The sequence below is a fragment of the Bradyrhizobium sp. 134 genome (assembly GCF_023074155.1).
Lineage (GTDB): Bacteria > Pseudomonadota > Alphaproteobacteria > Rhizobiales > Xanthobacteraceae > Bradyrhizobium.
Window position 1 is genome coordinate 1 of sequence record NZ_JADPKX010000016.1, and the last position, 17090, is coordinate 17090.

The following is a 17090-nucleotide window of genomic DNA, read 5'->3' on the forward strand; positions in this document are numbered from 1 at the left end:
CATTATGGCCAGCGGTCATGAGTACCGCACAAGAAGGCCGAACACATGGCTGCTCCGACCAACGCCGCAAGTGAAGATTCTCCTTGCCAACCCGGAGCCGTCCACACATGGGCCCACCGCTGACTTGCCGCGCGCAGCCGGCCGCGGACCGCTGTTGCCCCGTAGCTGACATCAAGTAGTTTCTGGAGAGCTTCGCAAAAACGCAAGCCGCCAACTCGCGCCAGCCATTCCGTCTTAGGAGAAAGGGCCAGCCCGTATGGCTGGCCCTTTAAGTATATTACGTAAGCCGTCAGTAACGAGAAGCCGACGCGGCGCCCCAATTGAACCGGTAGTTCAGGCCGGCCTTGATGGTGTGCTCGTCATTGCGGAAGCCGACGGCGGTAACAACACCGCCGGCGCTGGTGAAGAGAGCGTTCCGCGTGCCGAAATCGTAGTACTGGTATTCGACCTTGCCCGACCAGTTCTGGGCGAACATGTATTCGAGACCACCGCCCACGGTGTAGCCGTCGCGACCACCGCCGTTGTTGGTGAAGGTGCCGCCGCCGAAACCGTTCGTAAGGCGGGAGTCAGCCCAGGCGTAACCGCCTTTGACGTACAGCAGCGCCGGACCCCAGGTGTAGCCGAGGCGACCGGTGACCGAACCGAGCCCACGGTTGACGAAGGGATTGTTGTTGGTGTCGAGGAAGCTGTAGTTCGCTTCAATGCCCAGCACCCAGTTCGGCGAGAACTGATGGTCGTAACCGACCTGCGCGCCGCCCATGAACACACCATCGTTGCTGCTGGTGCCGGTGAAGCCGGGGGCCAGAATGTTGTTGCTGCCGCCGAATGCGCCGCCGACGTGACCGCCGATGTAAAAGCCGGTCCAGTTGTAAATCGGCGAGGCCGCCATCGGTGGGGCTTTGGTGTAAGGACGCGCGGCCATATCAGCTGCCGATGCTGTACCCGCTAGGGCGGCGAAAGCGACAGTAGCGAGAAGGAACTTTTTCATTTCGAGTCTCTCAGGTTTAAAGAATGTGTGCCAAACGCTAACTCAACTCACCGAATTTGCTGTAGCGCGCCAGACACACGTCGCCGATCTACGTGTGGAACGCTCTGGTCATTTGTTAATTAAGGAACCGTGTTGACCCGGAACCGGGCGTCTGAGCTACGAGTTCCGCGGTTCCGCCATCGCGAAGGATTTATCATTGTGCATTCCAAAGCTCTGGCATGATTCAGAACTTTTTGCCGTTCATACTGGAAGCTCATCGACCGGGGATGTCGCATCTTGTCCGCTAGCTGACCTGCCGCACGCAGCCGGTGGAGGACCGCCGGTGATCATTGCGGAGTTCCGGATGCCGGCCGATGATGTCGCATGACAAGCCGTCCACCTGTGCTGATAGTCTTTGGCGGCCTTCCCGGCACGGGCAAGACAACGCTTTCTCGGGAGCTGACCAGACGTCTCGCGGCCACGTACCTTCGTATCGATGCCGTTGAGCAGACGCTACGGACCGCAGGTCATACGGTCGGCGCCATGGGCTATGTGGTAGCCACCGCACTCGCGGCTGAAAATCTCGAGCTTGGTCGTGTCGTTGTCGTAGACTGCGCTAATCCAGTCCTGGCAAGCCGCGTCGGATGGCGACAGGTCGCCGCTCAGAAGTCGGCATGCGTCGTTGAGATTGAAGTGGTTTGCAGCGACCTGATCTTGCATCGACAACGAGTGGAAACACGCACCTCAGACATCAGCGGCCTCAAGCAGCCAACGTGGGCTGAGGTAGTGAGCCGAGACTATGAACCGTGGGATCGAGAACACCTGGTGCTCGATACGGCCGTTAGCTCGCTCGATCACCTGCTCGAAGAAGCGGAGACGTATGTTCGCGCCCAGACTGGTTAGTCTCCTCTTGGCCCACAGCTGACCTGCCGCGAGCAGCCGGTGCAGGTCCGCTTGTGACCCGGAGCGGCCTTTAAAGTGGCTCGAAAATCATCTGCCAGCCCTTTCGGGTGTCCATGTATTCGCGAACCAGTTTGATCCGCTCGCCCGAAAGGACAAAAGCGAAGCAATAGTCATTCTCGTAGGGCTTGCCTCCAGGAAGAGTGGCTCGCATCCGCTCCTCGACGATCACAGTATCACCATCGGCATGAATGCCCCGAAACGAGATGTCGACGTTCGAGAACAGATGATGCATTTCCGAGGCAATAAAGTGTGCGATTTGGTCCGGTCCAATCATGTGGTCGGTGTGCTTGAGAGCGACCGCCGTGGCATTTCCGGCCGGTGCGATCCATTCGGCATCGGGAGTAAACAGCTCGGCGATTAGCCTCGCATCCCGGGTTTTAAAAGTCTTCCAGGCATTGATCACGACCTCTTTAGGATTCGTGCTGTCCATTTTTTGCTTCTCCGAGTGCTCAGCGAATCTGGACCTTCTCTATAAGAAGGGCGCACCGATATCGCTGGCCGGAATCGGACCTGATCATCTCAGGACTGTTATTCTGGCCACCCCCTGCGGTAAGATGACTCATGCTCAGTTTTGAGGTATGCAACACCGCGCGCTTGCAGCGCGATCCGCGCTATGACGGCCGTTTCTACACGGCAGTGAAGACCACGGGGATCTACTGCCGCCCAGTTTGCCCTGTGAAGCAGCCGTTGACCTGTAACGTGGCCTACTATCAAACTGCGGCGGCCGCCGAGGCTGCGGGATACCGGCCTTGCCTGCGTTGCCGTCCGGAGACCGCTCCCTTCTGTGCTGCCTGGAATGGCACGCGTTCGACAGTCGCGCGGGCCCTGAAATTGATCGATGGTGGCGCGTTGGATGGCGGTTCGGTTGCCGCACTGGCCCATCGGCTCGGGGTAAGCTCGCGCCACCTTGCGCGTCTGTTCGAGCGGTACGTCGGCGCCAGCCCCCAACAGGTCGCAAAGACCAGGCGTGTACAGCGAGCGAAGCGCCTACTTGACGAGACGACTGAACCATTGGCCCAGATCGCCTACCGAGCTGGCTTCGGCAGCGTTCGCCGATTCAACGCCGTCTTTCGCGAACTCTATGGGCGCGCGCCCTCCAGCATTCGCCACCGCCGCAGAGTATTCGCCTGAGATCGGGCATCCCAACGTTGGTCCGCTGTTGGCCCGTGGCGGGCCTTCGCTCCGAGGGCTGTGAAGTCGGCCTTCGGGAGGTGAGCCGACCGGCATCATGCGAGCGGCCGAGGCAGCCTTTGACCCTGAGCGGACGTCGCTGGGAAGATCGGACGACGCCTTTACACCTTATCGTTCGGTTTCGTATTGCTCCGGATCTACATCAGACCACGCTTCTGCGAGAGACTAGCGACCTCGTTGATCCGTGAATGGACGCACATCGAACGCGTTAACAAACTTGACTAGGTCTTCCGCCCCTTCCGACACAAGCACTCGGCCATCCGCAAATTGCACGATCAGAAACTCTCGACCTGCTGCGCCATCGCTGGCGGTTGCCAGCCACAGCGATCGCCCCGAGGCTACGTCGCATAGCTTGATCGACATGTTCGAAGTCGAGCGCAAATCCGCACATGGGTCGAATCCGTAAGCTGACTGAACGACCTCGCCCTTGCCGCTTGGAGATTCGTTCGATTGACGTCCTAGGATGGTTTCATCGGGAGCGGGAGGAAGGACAAAAGAGGACAGCATGGTGCTGCTCGCTGCGTCCCAGGCCGACCAACCAGCGTTCGTTCGTGCAAAGAGCTTGCTTCCGTCTTCGCCGAGGCGAATCTCAAGAACCTCCGCATCCGTCCGGAAGAACAGCTTCTTGGCCGATCGGACGACCGCGACCCCGTATCTGTGCCCCTCCTTCATAGTCCGCTGTTCATGAAATCCGACTGCGAATGTCGTGAGGTCATTGGACCAGGCGAGGACGTCGCTGTCGTATATATCCTCGAGATGGATAACGCGGCGTGCTGTCGCCGGGTCCCATATCGTAACCTGATCTGGCGTTGCTCGAACGATGATCAGCCCGCGAGAAAACCCAATGCCCGAAACCTGGGTGTCCTGACAGGGCCAGCTCCAGTTGAGCGCCGGCGGCGCTGCGCTGACATCAACTAGCAACGCATTTACGTTCGAACTGCTGGCATCAAGTTCAGTTGGCGCAAGCAAGAGATGTTGTCCGTCGAATGCGAAAGCACCATGCGGCCGACCGCAGAAGGTGCGTAGCGTCTTTCCGGAAACGTCGGCGACGATCTCCTTCCTAATCACGTCGATGAAATACACATGGTAGGACCAGCCTGGTTCGGCGTTATAGTCAAATGGGTCAAAACCATCCTGCCTCTCGTCTGCGGTCGTCACTTGAATGAAGTCTTGCCGATCGGTTGATTCGACGCTTGCGACTTTCTCTAGATCGATCAGAGAAGCCAATTTCTGATCGACGAGATATTGTTTCTCGGTTGCCAGATCGATTGGCCCGTCCGGATCGCGCGACCAAGAAGAGGGCCATTTGTGCTCGATCCAGGTCCAGTTGTTCGCCTCAAGAGATGGGACAAGCATCCCCGCATTCTCGATCCGCAGGCCAGTTTCTGGGGACCACGCGGCGGTCTCCACCTCATCGGTGTCCCGCGCAACCCGTGTAAAAACGACACGCCCGTCACCCGAAATGGCCATGCGCGTAAACCGGGTGCCCTCGCTGGCTACCAGATTGCGGAATATGTTTCCGGTGTTCATGTCGCGGACAGTGACCTCGCGCTGGGTTCCCGTGAGAAACCATTTTCGGTCAGGGGCAATCATGATCGCGGAGGTGCCCTCGGGACCGATCTGCACGACGGCGTTAAAACCGGGCGGAGGCTCGGCCGCGCTGCCGATCTGTGGTGCCATTGCTGAGATGAGGCCCAGGACGGCAGCGGCAAAAGACGATAGCGATGACACTGATCGTATGCTGCGTTTCATTGTTACGAGCACCTTCGGCGGGGGTTAAAGCGCACAATCCTCCGCCGCATATATGGATAATGTTTTCTGCAGCAGAGTTCAAATTCTCAGGATTCCGCCGGGTGGCCGCCGCACTGCGCAACGACGTGCGGCGAGCCAGCTCATTGAAGCACAATTGGACAAGGGCGGAGCGAACATGTGGGGGTGATTGACAACGCCATTTCCGCTGTTGGGCCCAAAGCGGACCTCGCTCAAAAGCTGTAGGCCATTGACACAGCACGCTGCTTGGCTCAATGTTACGCGCCGTAGCATTCGCGGTGAGGAGCAGTTGGCCCCTCTCCAGCGATTTCAAGGTCGGATGGGCCAGGTTTGCGAAGGCGCGATTTTATCACTCTTGCAAGCGGCGCAGCGGTAGCTTGGAACAATGAGCAATGAGAAGGCCTTTAAAGTCCGATACCAGCGCCGGGAATGCACTCTCGCGACGCTCTATGCTGACCGGACTTGCGGCAACCTGCGTTGCGGCGCCGGCGAAATGGAGTTGGGCTGCCGAAATCGGTGGTGGTCCGTCCTTTTTCGCCGATGGCCCGGACGCCGAACTTTACGGCGCGGCCGAGAACTACCCGATCAAGGACCGGTGGAGGATCTTCCAGCCCGGCAATCCGGCCTCGCCAAAATACCGCGTCGGCGCATTCAGTCATTACGATGAGATATTCCCGACACGCCACGTCGATCGCGCGGCCACATCCTGGCCATTCAAGCGAACGCCGGCGGATGTCAGCTACCAGTACAAGGGAAACCGCGCTTCGCTTGCGGATTATCTGTCGCGCAATCCGGTGACGGGCCTGTTGATCGCTAAGGACGACCGGATTCTGGTTGAGTGCTATCAGTACGGCCGCACCGATCGAGACCGGCTGATATCGCAGTCGATGGCAAAATCTATCACTGGCATGCTGGTAGGGATCGCGACCGCGGAAGGCGCGATCAAGTCGATCGACGACGCTGCGGAGACCTATGTTCCCGGTTTGAAGGGCACGGAATACGGTGCAACGCCGATCCGCGCGCTGCTGCACATGTCGTCCGGCGTGAAGTTCGGTGAAGAGAACGATGAAGCGAAAGGCAGCGGAGACGACCTCGATCGCCTGTGGGGCGACATGGTGCGCAAACACTGGTTTTCTCAAAAAGGCACCGTTGCCAGCATCGCGCAATTCAACCACCGGATCGCGCCGCCGGGGACGCGATTCCATTACGCCAGTATCGAGACGGACGTGCTTGGTCTCGTGCTGCATTACGCGACCGGTCAATCAATGTGCGGCTATCTCCAGGAAAAAGTTTGGCAGCCGATCGGCACGGAAGCGGATGCCAAATGGCTGATTGATGCGGATGGCCGTGAGGTAGCGCACGGGTTCTTCAATGCGGTACTGCGCGATTACGCGCGGCTCGCCCGTCTGCTGGCCCACAACGGAGCGTGGGAAGGCAAACAGATAATACCGGCACAGTGGATGATTGATGCGACCACGGTGCTTGCGTCCGAGACGTATCTGGCAAAAGCCGAGGGAGGGTTCGGGTACGGCTATCAGGTCTACCTGTTTCCCGGCAGCAGACGGCAATTCGCGCTCTTGGGGCACCTCGGGCAGCGCATCCTCGTTGATCCGCCCTCGAAGCTGGTCATGGTGCAGACCGCCGTCGATGAAAAATCCCCCGAAATCTGGCGTCTGTGGTCGGCCGTGGTCGCGCAGTTCGGGTGACGCCACCTTTTCTCCCAGGGGAAGAGAGGTCCACTCCGCCCTCGACGTCGGAATAGAGAGCCCAATGAGCTGCGAGGTCTGCTTCTGGCCATTGCGACAATCTTGACCCAGCGCCTTGTTGTCGGCAATGACGCAACTTTCAAATCGAAAAGGACTCCAATTGTTTCCTGATTCCACTATCAAATGGCGGCCCTACCCTTCGATAATCGATGGCATCGAACGCCCACCTTTTGTTTTCGATCAAGGCCTTTGGCGCGGCGTTCTCTATCTCATCGTGGTGGCACCGAACCCCGGCCTTCGCGCTTACGGCATCGAAATGTCCTGCGAGATCTATTCGGGCATCGAAGAAATGATCTATTCGGTCGCCGATCACGGGGACAAAACAACTGGCCGCTCCGACGGCGGAGTCTACATTAAAGAAGCTGAGAACTCGGCATTGCTGAAAGCCTACGCTGCGACCGATCCGGTCGGTCGGAAGCCGCGGCACTTCTCCTTTGTCGGAGGCGACTACTGCTACGAGGTGCTTGGCTTCTCCGAACCCATCATACGAGCGTTTAGCAGCCCCGAAGAGGCATATGCTTGGGGACCTTCTAGGTCCGATGAGAAAGTAAACTAGGTCAGCAGCAACGCAGAGCCAGCACTTCGGCTGCTGGCCCGAAGCTGACTCACAAAGCCGGACTGGCCATGTCCGGTTTCGCGGACAGAGCGGACACCGGCTACCCCGCGAGCTAGCGCGTTTACGACTACGCTCCCCAGCGCATCCGGGCGCGCACCGAGTCTGCTGTGTTGAATGGATTCAAGTCTGAGGACGATTGTTTCGAGCCTGCGCGCGAGGTGGTGTGAAGCTCGAGGATATCGATACGGAGTAGCGGTTGGGGCTCGCCCTGTCACGCGTGCCGCGACAATGGCATCGTGCGCCTGTTTTGCCCGACGAGTCAATATTTCGCCAAAACCTAATTTTCGTTTTTTTGTTATCTCGCCCGCCGGATTCAACGGATTCGCAAAGCACCTAAGTCATTGATCCCGCACATGCCGGCTACTGTGCATGGGGTTGTTTTCGAGGTTTTTGTTTTGAGAGCACGACAGTGCGAGGATGAACCGGACCTGGCCCGGCTCGCCCGCTACTTCATCACCCGCAGATTCTTGGTCGTGAACCGCTGGGTCTTGCCGTCTGGACGAACCGGTCGCCGCGTGCCGGCGGCCTTGCCGGTGCCGGGCGGCTGGTGCGCGGGGACCAGCTGGTCGGGGCGCGAGCCGATCAGGTCGGCGCGGCCCATCTCTTTCAGGGCTTCACGCAGCACCGGCCAGTTGTCGGGATCGTGGTAGCGCAGGAAGGCCTTGTGCAGGCGGCGCTGCCGCAGGCCCTTGATGGCCTCGACCTTGTCGCTGCCGCCGCGCCGCACGCCGCGCAGCGGGTTGACGCCGGTGTGGTACATCGCCGTTGCGGTCGCCATCGGCGAGGGCAGGAAGGTCTGCACTTGATCCGCGCGGTAGCGGTTCTTCTTCAGCCACAGCGCGAGGTTCATCATGTCCTCGTCGGTCGTGCCCGGATGCGCCGCGATGAAATACGGGATCAGATAATATTTCTTGCCGGCCTGTTCGGCCGCGGCATCGAACATGCGCTTGAACTGGTTGTAGGCGCCGATGCCGGGCTTCATCATCTTGTCGAGCGGCCCGCGCTCGGTATGCTCCGGCGCGATCTTCAGATAGCCGCCGACGTGATGGGTGACGAGCTCCTTGATGTATTCGGGGCTTTCGACCGCGAGGTCGTAGCGCACGCCGGAAGCCACCATCACCTTCTTGATGCCCTTGGTCTCGCGCACCTTGCGATAGAGCCGGATCAGATCGTCATGCGAGGTGTTGAGGTTCGGGCAGATCTCGGGGAAGACGCAGGACGGCCGCCGGCACGCCGCCTCGACCTTCGGGTCCTTGCATGCCATCCGGTACATGTTGGCGGTGGGACCGCCGATGTCGGAGATCACGCCGGTGAAGCCGGGCGTCTTGTCGCGGATCTTCTCGATCTCGCGCAGGATCGAGCCCTCGGAGCGGTTCTGAATGATGCGGCCCTCGTGCTCGGTGATCGAGCAGAAGGTGCAGCCGCCGAAACAGCCGCGCATGATCGTCACCGAGAATTTGATCATGTCCCAGGCGGGGATTTTGGCTTCGCCATAGGACGGATGCGGGGCGCGCGCGTAGGGAAGATCGTAGACTGCGTCCATCTCCTCGCTGGTCAGCGGGATCGGCGGCGGGTTGAGCCAGAGATCGCGATCGCCGTGGCGCTGCACCAGCGGCCGCGCATTGCCGGGATTGCTCTCCCGGTGCAGCACGCGTGACGCGCGGGCATAGGCCTCCTTGTCCTGCTCGACCTGCTCCAAAGCCGGCAGCCGGATCACGGTCAGGCCTTTCGTCCGCGAAGCGCCCTCGTCGGCGGAGTCGATATCGTCGGCGTGCAGCTCGACGTAGTCCTCAGGGACCCGGCGGAACAGCGCGACGCCCCTGATGTCGTCGAGCTCGCGCGGCGCTTCGCCGGCGGCAAGACGGTTCGCCACTTCGACGACGGCGCGCTCGGCATTGCCGTAGAGCAGCAGGTCCGCCTTGGCGTCGGCCAGCACCGAACGGCGCACCTTGTCGGACCAGTAATCGTAATGCGCGATCCGGCGCAGCGAGGCCTCGATGCCGCCGAGCACGACCGGGACGCCCTTGAACGCCTCGCGGCAACGCTGCGCGTAGACGACGGTGCAGCGGTCCGGCCGCTTGCCGCCTTCGCCGCCCGCGGTATAGGCATCGTCATGGCGCAGGCGGCGGTCCGCGGTGTAGCGGTTCACCATCGAATCCATGTTGCCGCCGGTGACACCGAAGAACACCTTTGGCTTGCCCAACGCTTTGAACGGCTCGGCCGAATGCCAGTCCGGCTGCGAGATGATGCCGACGCGAAAACCCTGTGCCTCCAGCAGGCGGCCGATGATGGCCATGCCGAAGCTGGGATGGTCGACATAGGCATCGCCCGTCACCAGCACGATGTCGCAGGCGTCCCAGCCGAGCGCATCCATCTCGGCGCGGCTCATCGGGAGGAATGGCGCCGGCTTGTGCGGGCGTGCCTGCGCCATCAGGGGCTTTTCGGCGGCGATGATCTGGATGTCCATGGCGCCTACGCATAGGACTCCGAGACGGCGAATACAACCGACAGGCGCGTGAAAGATGCGGTTCCGTGGCCGGCAGCCCGGGCGTGCGACCGCGTTAACCGTTCGCGAGCGCCGCCATCAGGTGTGCACCTTCTCGGGTCATGCGCAGGAACCAACTGCCCTCGCGAACATTCTGATGCAGGGTTTGCGCCGGCCCGGCTGGCGCGCGCTCGCGCCCGGGGTTTAGTATCGCCTCGATGTTCGCCTCTGGCGGATGGGGGAGCCGTGAGTACAGTCATAGAGAACTTGCTGCTTCGAAAGCAGAAGCTGGTTGAGCAGCTCGAGAAGGCGCCCACGGTCGAGGACCGCGACAAAATCGAACACCAGCTCGAGCAGATCAACACCGCGCTGGATTTTCTGGACAGGCCCGGCACGAAAGGCGCGCGGTAGCAGCGCTCAATCCACCTGCAGCGCTTTTGCGTAGACCACGCCCGAATTGGTGACGTGCGTGGTCATCAGCGTCGCGAAGGCGGCGAACTCGCCGCGGGCGAACAGATCGAGCAGCTTGCGATGCTCGTCGAAGGACGTGCGTGTGCGCACGTCGATCGGCGAAGTCAAATTGGTGCGCAGTGCTGCGACGCGGCTGGATGCGAGCTGATAGGATTCGGCGAGATAGCGGTTGCCGCAATGGGCGAACAGCGCCTCGTGAAAAGCGGCATCGGCGCGCCCGTAGGCGATATTGTCCCTGGCTGCGATCGCCGGCTCCATCGCCGCGATCGCCTCGCTCATCGTCGCGATCGCACCGGCGCGATCATGGTGGAAGGCGAGCTCGGCTGCCTTGGGCTCCAGCGCGATTCGGAACGTGCAGAGCGCGGTGATGTCTTCGGCGCTTGGCGTAAAGACAAAACTGCCGACCTGCGGGCGGATCACCACGAGGCCCTGCGCCTGCAACTGACCCATCGCCTCGCGCACCGGGGTGCGGCTGACGCCGAAGGAATTTGCCACCATCTCCTCCGAGATGGTTGCACCCAGCGCGAACTCGCCGTCGATGATGGCCTGGCGCAGCCGCTGCACGACCCGTTGCGACAGCGATTTCGGTGCATCGAGCTTCAGCGATCGCATCGGCTCTCTCAGATCACCTTGCCTGGGTTGAGCAGATGATCGGGATCGAGCGCGGCCTTCAGCGTCCGCATCAGCGCGATCTCGACCTCACTGCGGGCATGACCCAGCCACTTCTTCTTCAGCGTGCCGATGCCGTGCTCGGCGGAGACGCTGCCGCCCATCTCACGCACGAGACCGTAGATGATCGCGTCCATCGCTTCCTTCGGCTGCTGCTCGACGGCAAGGCCGGTCACCCAGGACACGAGATGCAGATTGCCGTCGCCGATATGGCCGTAATAGACGCTCTCGCATCCCTCGATGCCCTTTGCGAGCGCCGCCTTGCAGCGCGTCGCGAACTCGTCCATCCGCGCCACGGCGAGGCCGATGTCGTAGGAGATGTGCGGCCCCAGCACCTGGCCGAACTCGGCACAGATGTCGCGCACGCGCCAGAAGCTTTGCGTCTGCGTCAGCGATTGCGCCACGGCGGCGTCGGCGAGCAACCCGCGCTCCATCAGCTCTTCGAGCCAGCTTTGGAAGCGCGGCGCGTCGAGGCTCTCGTCGGTGCCCTGCGCTTCGACCAGCACGTAGAGGCCGTGGCCTGCCGCGACCGGCGGCTTGACGCCGGCGCGATTCGTGATCACGTCCCAATAGTCCGGCCACATCACCTCGAATGCCGACAGCAGCGGGCCGAGCCCGCTTCGCGCGGCGCCGAGCAGCGCGATCACCGCGGCATAGTCCTCGAGCGCGCAGAGCGCGGCCATGGTCGAGCGCGGTTTTGGAAATAGCCGCAGCACCACGCGGGTGATGATGCCGAGCGTGCCTTCCGAGCCGATGAACAGATGCTTCAGGTCATAGCCGGCATTGTTCTTCATCAGCTTGTTGAGGCTGGTGATGATGGTGCCGTCGGGCAGCACGACTTCGAGCCCGAGCACCAGCTCGCGCGTCATGCCGTAGCGGATCACGCGGTTGCCGCCGGCATTGGTCGAGAGATTGCCGCCGATCGCGCAGGAGCCGCGCGAGCCGAGGTCGAGCGGAAAGAAGAACCCGGCCTCGTCGGCCGCCTTCTGGATCGTCTGAAGCGGCGTGCCTGCTTTCACCGTCATCGTCATCGAGGCATGATCGATCTCCTCGATGCCGCTCATGCGCTCCAGCGAGATCGCGACCCAGCCTGCTTCAGGCGATGCGCCGCGGCACAGCCCGGTCAATCCGCCCTGCGGCACGAACGGCAGATGCGCCTGCCGGCAGGTCAGAATCGCGTCGGCCACGCCTTGGGCGTCGACCGGGCGGATCACCGCTAGCGGCGTTTGCGGCAGGCTCGCGCTCCAGTCGTTGCAATTGCGCGCGGGCACGTCGGTGCCGACAAGCACAGCAGCCGCGCCGAGCCTGTCGCGCAGGGCGCCGAACAGTTGGTCGGGCCGCTGGATGGGGGTCACCATGTTCATGCGAGACCTCCTCGGAATCTGGCTGCGTGTTATGTCCGCCATGACGACGGAAAGGGTTTGCGCGTTTGTTGTATGTAAGGTACAAGATGGAAAGTAAAGCAAAAACAAGGCTAGTGTGATGACCGAGGCAATTCGCGGGTTCTGGGTGGCGTCGGCGACGCCGCTGGCAACGGACGGCAGCGTGGACTCCGCAAAGCTCGCCGCCCACGCCAAGCAACTCTTCGCCAAGGGCGTCGACGGTGTCGTGCTGTTCGGCACCACCGGCGAGGGCACCTCGTTCAATGTCGCCGAACGGGTCGCGACCATCGAAGCCGTGCTCAAGGCCGGCGTCGCGCCGGACCGCATTGGAATCGGCGGGGGCTTCCCCGCGATCAGCGACAGCATCGCTCTGACGCGCGCCGTGCTCGGTCTCGGCCTGCGTCACGTGCTGTATCTGCCGCCTTACTTCGATCGCAGCGTCACCCCTGAAGGCGTCGAGAATGCGTTTGCCGCGATCCTCGACCGCCTCGCCGACGATCGCCTGCGTGCCTACCTCTATCATATCCCGCAGATCTCGGGTGTGGCGATCCCGACCGGCGTCGCCGCGAATTTGCGCAAGCGCTACGGCAAGGTCGTTGCGGGCCTGAAAGACTCCAGCGGCGACTTCAAGCAGTTCCAGGCGTTCCGTGCCGCCGCTCCCGAGCTCGCCATCACCGTCGGCAACGAGGTTGACATCGCCCGCGCGATCGCCGCCGGCGGTGCCGGCACCATCTGCGGCATGGCCAACATCGCGCCGGAGCTGGTCAAGGCAATGATCGACGGCAAGGATGTCGAAGCACGCATGCAGGCTGCCGTGGACATCGTGGTGAAATCGCCATCCTTCCTCACGACGCTGAAAGCCATCCTCGCGGCAGAGACGGGCGATGCGAGCTGGCTGCGCGTGCGGCCGCCGCTCCGGGCGTTGTCCGACGGCACCGCGCTCAAGCGGAAGCTCGACGAGCTGACGGCTCCCGCTATCGCGTGAGAACGCGCAAAACCGTGACAAGTTGCCGCGAATTCGCGCGCTGCGTGTCGCGACCGCTGCGCAATCAATCGAGGATTGCCGAATAGCGCGACTAGAGCCTAGAACCATTCAACACTAGAGCGATTCAAGTCGGCTTGCGGTTCTCTTCACGCACAGCGGCTGTTAGACGCGCCAGCTTCTGCGTCTGACCTGGAAGTGAATCGAAAGTGCGTGTCTATCTGGACGGCCAGCGCGTCAGCGGCCGTCGAACGCCTGCCGGCGACAGCCGCGCGGCTCTTCTCATCGGAGCGGCCGTGCTGCTCGCCGAATTTCTCTCCAGCGCGACGAGCGCGCAGGCCCAATCGGCGCTGCCGCCGGTGACGGTGGAAGCGCCGGCGCCGCGGCCGAAAACGGCATGCGCATCGGAGCAGTCCCCACGCCGCGCTCAGACCGCCGCGCGCCAACGCAACGCCGCCGCGACACCCGCAGCGCCGACGCCATCGGAACGCGCCGCGGCTGATGCCGCCGCGCAACAAGCCGCAAAGCTCGGCTACCGCGCGATGCCGAGTGCGACGACGCTGCGCAGCGGCGCTTCGCCGCTCGATACGTCGCAGGCCGTCAATGTCGTGCCCGCGCAGGTGCTGAAGGACCAGCTCCCGCGCAATATCGACGACGCGTTGGTCAACATCAGCGGGATCACCCAGACCAACACGCTCGCCGGCACCCAGGATGCCGTGATCCGCCGTGGCTTCGGCGACAACCGCGACGGCTCGATCATGCGCAACGGCATGCCGCTGGTGCAGGGGCGCAGCCTGAACGCCGCGGTCGAAAGCGTTGAGGTGCTGAAGGGGCCGGCTTCGCTGCTCTACGGCATCATGGACCCCGGGGGCATCGTCAACACCATCAGCAAGCGTCCGGAGCTCTACCAGCACGGTTCGGTCACGCTGCTCGGCTCGACATTCGCAAACAATCGCAACGGCGCCGACGGCACGCTCGACATCACCGGTCCGATCGGCGACCAAGGCCTTGCCTATCGGTTCGTCGGTTACGGCGTCAGCGAGGACTATTGGCGCAATTTCGGCCGCCACAGGGAAATGCTGGTGAACCCGTCGCTGGCCTGGTACGGCGACACCACGACGGTCCAGCTCACCTATGAGCACCGCGAATTCATCTACCCATTCGACCGCGGCACTGCCTTCGTCAAGGGCGCTCCGCTGGCGATCCCGAAGACGCGCCGGCTCGACGAGCCCTTCAACAACATGTGGGGCATCTCCGACCTGGTGCAGGCCTCGGTCGAGCAGAAGCTCGACGACAATTGGAAGGTCACGGCGGCCTACAGCTACAACACCGAGACGTTCAGTGCCAACCAACTTCGCATCACCGGCGTCAACGTGACGACTGGCGTCGAGACCCGCAGCAACGACGGCACGCGTAGCTCGCTGAGCAACGCCAGCTACGGCACCTCCTATCTGCAGGGTGACGTCTGGGTCGGCGGTTTCCGAAACGAGATCTTGTTCGGAGGCGAGGCGCTCTATCGCACAATCGACCGCCACGATTTGATTCGGCAGGCGACGGCGAGCTTCAATTTCTACAACCCGGTCTACGGGCTGGTCGTGCCGGGCACGACCGTTTCGCCAGTGGACAGCGAGCAGACGGACAAGCTCGGCACCCGCGGTTTCTTCGCCCAGGACACATTCCATCTGACCAACTGGCTGTCGGTGGTCGGGGGCGTGCGCTGGATGGAATACGAGCAGCTCGCCGGAAAAGGCCGGCCGAACTTCATCACAAACACCAATTTGGCGGGTGACAAGGTGCTGCCGCTAGGCGGCGTCATTTTCAAGCTGAACGATCAGCTCTCCTATTACGTGAGCTATACGAAGTCGCTGAAGCCGACATCGGTCATCGCGGCGTTCGCCACCGGCTTTGTCGTCGACTCCACCATCGCGCCTGAAGAAGGAACGCAATGGGAGACCGGTCTGAAGTTCGATTTCAACAAGCGGCTGTCGGGCACCCTGGCCGTCTACGACATCCAGAAGAAGAATGTGCTGGTGCTGGATGACATCGGCGGAGGCAAGTCGGCGGCGCGTGCCTCCGGCGCGGCCAGGTCGCGCGGCGTCGAATTGGACGTGACCGGCAAACTAGCCGATCAATGGAGCCTGATCGGAAGTTATGGGTATACCGATGCCCGGCTGATCAATGATCCCGCTGTCGGTAACGCCAAGCTCCTGAACGCCGCCATGAACACGGCTTCGCTCTATCTCGTCTACGATTTCGGCGATGCGTTGCCCGGACGTCTGCGGCTTGGCGGTGGCGCGCACTACGTCGGTGACCGGCCGGGCGACGCCGCCAACACGTTCTTCATGCCGGCCTACACCGTCGCGGACGTCTTCGCGACCTACGACACCAAGGTCGACAATTTGCCGGTGACCTATCAGTTCAACGTCAAGAACCTGTTCGACAAGGTCTATTATACGTCCACCACCGGGAACGCCTTAAACGTCGCGATCGGCGACGCACGCCGGGTATCTCTGTCGGCGACGGTGAAGTTCTAGCGATGACAGTGTGGCGCGAGGAAGCCGATTCCCGGTCGTGCAGACCAGAAGGACCGGCGCCGATGCGTGAGTGCTGGCGCGCGATCAAGGCCGCCCTCCACCAGGTCCATTCCATCGCCGGTCTCGTGCTCGCGCTGCTGCTTGCTGTGATCGCGTTGAGCGGCGCGATCATGAGTTTTGAGGATGAGATCGTCGATCATCTCAACGCCGGCATCATGCAGGTCGCGCCGCGCCAGTCACCGGCGCTGATGCCAGACGAACTGGTTGCGCGCCTGACTGCGGCGCAGGATGTCGGCAAGGTCTCCGCCGTGACGCTAGCAAGTGATCCCTCCGCCGCGGTGCATGTGCGCTTCGCCCGCGACGAACGAGGCGCGCGGCCGTCCTCGCTCTATGTCGATCCCTATGACGCGCGCGTGTTGGGCGCACCTCGCGGCGAAGAGTTTTTCGCGACCGTGCGCAAGCTGCATCGCTGGCTGTTGATTCCCGGCGACGCCAAGGGCTGGGGGCGTCAGATCACGGGCGTGGCCGCGCTCGGCTTGATCGTGATGCTCATCTCGGGCCTCGTGCTGCGCTGGCCGCGGCGTGCAGGCAGCGCGAAGATGTGGCTGAAGCCCAATCTCGGCCTCAGCGGACGCGGCCTCCATCGCTCGCTGCACGCGGTGATCGGCACTTGGGTCCTGCCGGTCTATCTGGTGATGACGCTGACCGGGCTGTGGTACTCGTTCGACTGGTACAAGGACGGTGCCGTCTGGTTGCTGTCGCGCCCGCAGACCGCCTCGGCGAAGATGCAGCCGAAGATGCCTGCAAAGGCGTCGCGTGGCGCCGGCGCCAGCGAGACGGCACAGCCGATCGGCTTTGATCGCGCGTGGGGCGGCTTCCTGCACGAAGAGGGCAGCCGCTTCTCCAAGGCTCTGTTGACGCTGCCGGCCGGTTCGGGGACGACGATCCGGATCCGCTCCTGGGGGAAAGACTCGACCCTCGACACCACCCGTGACGGATTCCGCGTCGATGCCGTCACGGGCCAATTCGTTTCTGCGGAACGCTACGCCGACAAGACGTTCGGTGAGAAGATCATTGCGAATGTGCTCGACATCCACCGCGGTGCGATTCTGGGTTGGCCCGGCAAACTTGCGTTCATGATCGCGGCCGCGCTGATGCCGCTGTTCGTGGTCACCGGCATTTTGCTTTATCTGTCGCGCCGCAAGCTGCGGCGGCCGGCCCAGTCACCGCTCGGGCAGCTCGTGCCGGGCGAGTGAACGGGCGGACTGCTTCGACAGGGCTTGATGTTGCCCGG

General features: G+C 62.3%; 14 protein-coding genes. 8 read left to right on the forward strand and 6 right to left on the reverse strand.

Annotated features, from left to right (window positions below; all coding sequences use genetic code 11):
• Nucleotides 1-289: 289 nt before the first annotated feature.
• Nucleotides 290-988, reverse strand: a complete 699-nt coding sequence (locus tag IVA75_RS05575) for an outer membrane beta-barrel protein (protein ID WP_247285619.1) — start codon at nt 986-988, stop codon at nt 290-292.
• Nucleotides 989-1351: 363 nt separating this feature from the next.
• Here IVA75_RS05575 and IVA75_RS05580 point away from each other — a divergent pair, with 363 nt between their 5' ends.
• Complete coding sequence (locus IVA75_RS05580) at nt 1352-1870, forward strand: AAA family ATPase (protein WP_247285621.1); 519 nt, start codon at nt 1352-1354, stop codon at nt 1868-1870.
• Nucleotides 1871-1940: 70 nt separating this feature from the next.
• On the opposite strand, the gene IVA75_RS05585 is transcribed toward IVA75_RS05580, so the two are convergent.
• Entirely contained in the window at nt 1941-2360 is a 420-nt protein-coding gene (locus tag IVA75_RS05585; protein ID WP_247285623.1) for a nuclear transport factor 2 family protein, read from the reverse strand.
• Between the two features lie 131 nt (nt 2361-2491).
• Between IVA75_RS05585 and IVA75_RS05590 the strand changes: the two genes are divergently transcribed.
• Entirely contained in the window at nt 2492-3061 is a 570-nt protein-coding gene (locus IVA75_RS05590) for an Ada metal-binding domain-containing protein (RefSeq protein WP_247285625.1), read from the forward strand.
• Between the two features lie 225 nt (nt 3062-3286).
• On the opposite strand, the gene IVA75_RS05595 is transcribed toward IVA75_RS05590, so the two are convergent.
• Nucleotides 3287-4873: a hypothetical protein gene (locus IVA75_RS05595; protein ID WP_247285626.1), complete on the reverse strand. Its 1587-nt coding sequence runs from the start codon at nt 4871-4873 to the stop codon at nt 3287-3289.
• A 467-nt stretch (nt 4874-5340) separates the two neighbouring features.
• Here IVA75_RS05595 and IVA75_RS05600 point away from each other — a divergent pair, with 467 nt between their 5' ends.
• Both IVA75_RS05600 and IVA75_RS05605 read left to right on the forward strand, forming a co-directional pair.
• On the forward strand, nt 5341-6597 hold the full coding sequence (locus IVA75_RS05600) for a serine hydrolase (RefSeq protein ID WP_247285628.1): 1257 nt from the start codon (nt 5341-5343) through the stop codon (nt 6595-6597).
• A 127-nt stretch (nt 6598-6724) separates the two neighbouring features.
• A complete protein-coding gene (locus IVA75_RS05605) occupies nt 6725-7213 on the forward strand; it encodes a hypothetical protein (protein ID WP_247285630.1) in 489 nt (162 codons plus the stop codon).
• Between the two features lie 505 nt (nt 7214-7718).
• On the opposite strand, the gene IVA75_RS05610 is transcribed toward IVA75_RS05605, so the two are convergent.
• Nucleotides 7719-9740, reverse strand: coding sequence for a YgiQ family radical SAM protein (locus IVA75_RS05610; protein ID WP_247285631.1), 2022 nt, complete (start codon nt 9738-9740; stop codon nt 7719-7721).
• 264 nt (nt 9741-10004) lie between these two features.
• Here IVA75_RS05610 and IVA75_RS05615 point away from each other — a divergent pair, with 264 nt between their 5' ends.
• Nucleotides 10005-10169: a hypothetical protein gene (locus tag IVA75_RS05615; RefSeq protein WP_007597654.1), complete on the forward strand. Its 165-nt coding sequence runs from the start codon at nt 10005-10007 to the stop codon at nt 10167-10169.
• Between the two features lie 6 nt (nt 10170-10175).
• On the opposite strand, the gene IVA75_RS05620 is transcribed toward IVA75_RS05615, so the two are convergent.
• Complete coding sequence (locus tag IVA75_RS05620) at nt 10176-10841, reverse strand: GntR family transcriptional regulator (protein ID WP_247285632.1); 666 nt, start codon at nt 10839-10841, stop codon at nt 10176-10178.
• An 8-nt stretch (nt 10842-10849) separates the two neighbouring features.
• The gene (locus IVA75_RS05625; protein WP_247285633.1) at nt 10850-12262 is read right to left on the reverse strand and encodes an FAD-binding oxidoreductase; all 1413 of its coding nucleotides are present in this window, start codon (nt 12260-12262) and stop codon (nt 10850-10852) included.
• 118 nt (nt 12263-12380) lie between these two features.
• On the opposite strand from IVA75_RS05625, the gene IVA75_RS05630 reads away from it, so the two are divergent.
• The 3 genes from IVA75_RS05630 to IVA75_RS05640 all read left to right on the forward strand — a co-directional run bounded on the left by IVA75_RS05630 (nt 12381) and on the right by IVA75_RS05640 (nt 17052).
• Nucleotides 12381-13265, forward strand: a complete 885-nt coding sequence (locus tag IVA75_RS05630; RefSeq protein WP_247285634.1) for a dihydrodipicolinate synthase family protein — start codon at nt 12381-12383, stop codon at nt 13263-13265.
• 206 nt (nt 13266-13471) lie between these two features.
• A complete protein-coding gene (locus tag IVA75_RS05635; RefSeq protein WP_247285635.1) occupies nt 13472-15796 on the forward strand; it encodes a TonB-dependent siderophore receptor in 2325 nt (774 codons plus the stop codon).
• A gap of 62 nt (nt 15797-15858) precedes the next feature.
• Nucleotides 15859-17052, forward strand: a complete 1194-nt coding sequence (locus IVA75_RS05640; RefSeq protein WP_247285636.1) for a PepSY-associated TM helix domain-containing protein — start codon at nt 15859-15861, stop codon at nt 17050-17052.
• Nucleotides 17053-17090: the final 38 nt, after the last annotated feature.

Bases quoted from the DNA above. Each gene is read 5' to 3' on its own strand.
- IVA75_RS05575 (WP_247285619.1), bottom strand. From the start codon at position 988: ATGAAAAAGTTCCTTCTCGCTACTGTCGCTTTCGCCGCCCTAGCGGGT.
- IVA75_RS05580 (WP_247285621.1), top strand. From the start codon at position 1,352: ATGACAAGCCGTCCACCTGTGCTGATAGTCTTTGGCGGCCTTCCCGGC.
- IVA75_RS05585 (WP_247285623.1), bottom strand. From the start codon at position 2,360: ATGGACAGCACGAATCCTAAAGAGGTCGTGATCAATGCCTGGAAGACT.
- IVA75_RS05590 (WP_247285625.1), top strand. From the start codon at position 2,492: ATGCTCAGTTTTGAGGTATGCAACACCGCGCGCTTGCAGCGCGATCCG.
- IVA75_RS05595 (WP_247285626.1), bottom strand. From the start codon at position 4,873: ATGAAACGCAGCATACGATCAGTGTCATCGCTATCGTCTTTTGCCGCT.
- IVA75_RS05600 (WP_247285628.1), top strand. From the start codon at position 5,341: ATGCTGACCGGACTTGCGGCAACCTGCGTTGCGGCGCCGGCGAAATGG.
- IVA75_RS05605 (WP_247285630.1), top strand. From the start codon at position 6,725: ATGACGCAACTTTCAAATCGAAAAGGACTCCAATTGTTTCCTGATTCC.
- IVA75_RS05610 (WP_247285631.1), bottom strand. From the start codon at position 9,740: ATGGACATCCAGATCATCGCCGCCGAAAAGCCCCTGATGGCGCAGGCA.
- IVA75_RS05620 (WP_247285632.1), bottom strand. From the start codon at position 10,841: ATGCGATCGCTGAAGCTCGATGCACCGAAATCGCTGTCGCAACGGGTC.
- IVA75_RS05625 (WP_247285633.1), bottom strand. From the start codon at position 12,262: ATGAACATGGTGACCCCCATCCAGCGGCCCGACCAACTGTTCGGCGCC.
- IVA75_RS05630 (WP_247285634.1), top strand. From the start codon at position 12,381: ATGACCGAGGCAATTCGCGGGTTCTGGGTGGCGTCGGCGACGCCGCTG.
- IVA75_RS05640 (WP_247285636.1), top strand. From the start codon at position 15,859: ATGCGTGAGTGCTGGCGCGCGATCAAGGCCGCCCTCCACCAGGTCCAT.